Source organism: uncultured Methanobrevibacter sp. (genome assembly GCF_902774605.1).
Taxonomy (GTDB): Archaea; Methanobacteriota; Methanobacteria; order Methanobacteriales; family Methanobacteriaceae; genus Methanocatella.
On the sequence record NZ_CACYJE010000092.1, the window covers coordinates 1 to 3,456 of the forward strand.

General features: G+C 36.5%; 1 protein-coding gene and 1 pseudogene. Both read left to right on the forward strand.

What is annotated here, in order from left to right; genetic code table 11:
• Window positions 1-463: pseudogene (locus QZU77_RS10580) on the forward strand (gamma-glutamylcyclotransferase); the annotation flags it as partial.
• A 243-nt stretch (window positions 464-706) separates the two neighbouring features.
• On the forward strand, window positions 707-2,986 hold the full coding sequence (locus QZU77_RS10585) for a Cna B-type domain-containing protein (RefSeq protein ID WP_288267483.1): 2,280 nt from the start codon (window positions 707-709) through the stop codon (window positions 2,984-2,986).
• Window positions 2,987-3,456: the final 470 nt, after the last annotated feature.

A 3,456-nucleotide genomic window follows, 5' to 3' on the forward strand; every position in this document is an offset into this window, starting at 1 on the left:
CAACTACCCTTGCAGGGACACTTCAGCGCCAGTTGAAAGGAGAACAATAGATATTCCACACGACATGTACTTCGGAAACCATTCCGGTTCATGGAACGGCTGCGGAGTTTCATTCCTGGATACAAGCAGGAAAGGCCATGCACTTGGAGTTGCATACCTCATAACAAGAGAGCAGTTCGAGCATGTGGCAGCGGAAGAAAACGGAGGACGCTTCCCTGACGGATACGGCAACTGGTACGAGGACATCAAGACCCTTGGTGAAATGGAGGGCTATGAAATGATCACCATCACCAACGACGTGCTTCGCCCATATGCAGAGCCTTGCAAGGAATACCTGAACACCTTGAAGAAAGGCATCAAGCAGAACTGGCCGGACATGTCCGATGAGGAGATCGATAATTATCTCGATAGCTGCGACAGAACAAAGTCCAGCTCATCCAAAGAAGAAGAGGATTGTGAATAAATTTCCCAATTCTTTTCATATCCCACACACCAAAAACTATCCAAAAAAAATCTTTAATTATAAAAAATAAATCCCCATTCTTTTCTATTTTTTTAAATATAATTTTTTTAAATTTTTGAAAAAAACCAATAAAAAGTTAATTATATAAATAATTTATTATATAATATATTAATGTATATAACTTTAAAAGTTAGATACAATAAAAAAAATATTTGTTTGTATAACTTTTAACAGGAGGATAAATTGAAATTAAGCAAAACCCACATTATCCTTCTTTTTGCATTAATCATGACTTTGTTTTTATGCGCGGGCAGTGCTTTCGCATATGAAGTCGATGACATGCAAATAATGGATAAAAATGTCCAATTATCCTCATCAGATGATGGCGGGGATAATGGAGTACAATCAAATATATTTGACACTAATTTGAAAAGCGATGTTGAAAGTTCAAATTTGAAATTGGGTGAAAATTCAAATGACTTGATGGATTCTTCTATAAATGCAAAATCAGGAGCCCAATCCCAATCAACCCTTGGAGACTCTGCAGATGATTCTCAATCAAATGATTTAGAAGACTTTGAGATTTATCAGCACAGTCATGCGATCACTTATGTTTTCGATGAGGACACAGAAATCTCCAGCGAGACTTACAGAGCAATTGGAATATGGCGTAATGGTAATTTCCAAGGAAGTGGAATTCCCTTCCTGATGAACGACACTACATGGGCAGTATGTCTAGATTCCAATGCATGCGATCCTGACGGGTCAGGATATTACAATCCTGGAATATATAGGAGAATAACTTTAAGCGACAAAGACAAATTCATCAACAAGTATACTGGTGAAGATGTCTACAAATATTTGAGGACCTATCTCTATCTGAACTACAACAAGGATATAATAGGTTATCATGACAATGGAAAAGCCGTTCTTTCAGATTTACTTATCTGGTCTTTCATGGAACAGGACTACACCAATCCCAACAGCTATTATAATACAAAGCTATTTGGTGGAAAGGAAGTTTATGAATATGTAAAGGAAATCATGGATATCGTTGATTCTGGAAATGGAGTCAACAGCAGTGGTCCTTTCAATAATTCAGATTTTCTAACATACCAGTTCTATCTCTATGGTGCTGACCTTGAGGAAAATCACGGAGTAGGCTACCAGGCGCTGCTTGGCTTCAACATACTGACCAAGATCAATGTGACCAAAGTATGGGATGACGATGACAATTCTGCAGGCACAAGGCCTGATTCCATCAGCGTTCAGCTATATGGAAACAATGAAACAATAGGCAAAGCTGTCGTGCTTGATGATGCCAACAACTGGACATATGCCTTCAAGGACCTGCCTGTTTATTACTTATACAACATGTCTTTTAAACTGAATAAGGAGGACTTTTCTGTAGAAGCCACTTATGAAGAAGACAAGGCATGCGATGTCACAGTAAGGAAGGTATGGGATGAAAGCTACACCGGCGAGAAGCCTGAAAATATTGTGATTTACTTATATGTCAATGGCAGAGCCAAATATTGGGTTGAACTGAGCGAAGCCGACAACTGGGAATATACTTTCAAAGTCCTGGACAAATATGACCGCAATGGAAAAGAAATCAACTATACTGCCAGGGACATGACATCCGGGTCCATAGGTCAAGTCGAGACCACTGTGAAAGATGCAAAAATTAAAAACCTGCATTTTCAAATTATCAATGACGACTTGAAAAACGAATCATGGTATATCGAAATACGTGATACAGCCATTGCAGGTGCGGAATTGTTGAACAGCTCAAATGACTGGTCATTCGACATTATAGGATTGAGTGAAGATGCCAGTGAGGATGATTTCACATATTTCTATATGTACAACAATCCCCGTATCAATGTGGTCGACTACAAAGTGAAAGAGCTGAATCCATCCAAGCTCTATGTATCAAACATTAGCAGTTCACAAGAGCATGTGAACCCATTGATGCCTACTAAAGATCAGGTCGAGAATGAAAGACAATGCTATCTTGACAAAGATGTAACTGATTTGAAAACAAATTTCACTATAAGCAACAAGCTTGAGACAGTCAACATAACTGTCAAGAAGATATGGAATGACAAAAACGACAAAGATGGAAAGAGGCCTGGAAAAATAACAGTCCACCTTCTTGCCAATGGAGTCGTCGTCAAGACTGTTACAATCAGCGGCAGCGAGTGGACTTACACATTCACAAACCTGCCAAAATATGATAATGGTTCTCTAATCAAGTATTCAGTTAATGAGGAAAGCGTTGAAGGTTATAACAGCAGCATTTCATGCTCAAACAACACCTTCACAATAACCAATACCCACATTCCTGAAGAGAACAAAACTGAAAACAAGACTGTTCCGAAAAAGGACGAACCTAAAAAGGAGCATCCAAAAAAGGATATTTATAAAGTGCCGGCTTCAAAAGCTGCCACAGGAAATCCGTTTTTAGCTTTGATATTTGCCATTATCACATTAATCATATCTCCTAAACGTAAAAATTAGTGCGGATATATTTTTAAAATTAAATTTAAAAAACTATTTGATTGTTTAATCCGTTTATTGATTAATTAATTATGCTAATTATGAATTATTAACACAATAATGCCTTAGTGTTAGGCATGAAGGATGTTAATATTTGTAGAATTGAATTTTGGAGATTACGCTATTAATTATTGAAGATAAGGGGGAAAAATAATTAAAATATTTAGCTGGATTATGGGATATTGAATTTTTCTTATCCATTCCAGTTTTTTCTTTTTTTTTATTCAAAACAGGATATTATCTCCTTTGCGCACAGCTAATTTTAGAAAATACCCTTTCTTTAATGGGGGCTATTGCACAGATAGATTGAAATTAAATTTCAAATATCCATGTCAAATGATAAGTTTTAAATAGCATGGTTAACTTCTTTAATATTAGTAATATGTTTTTTCATAATAGTATTACTAAATTGTATTTTTTCATAAAAAAGG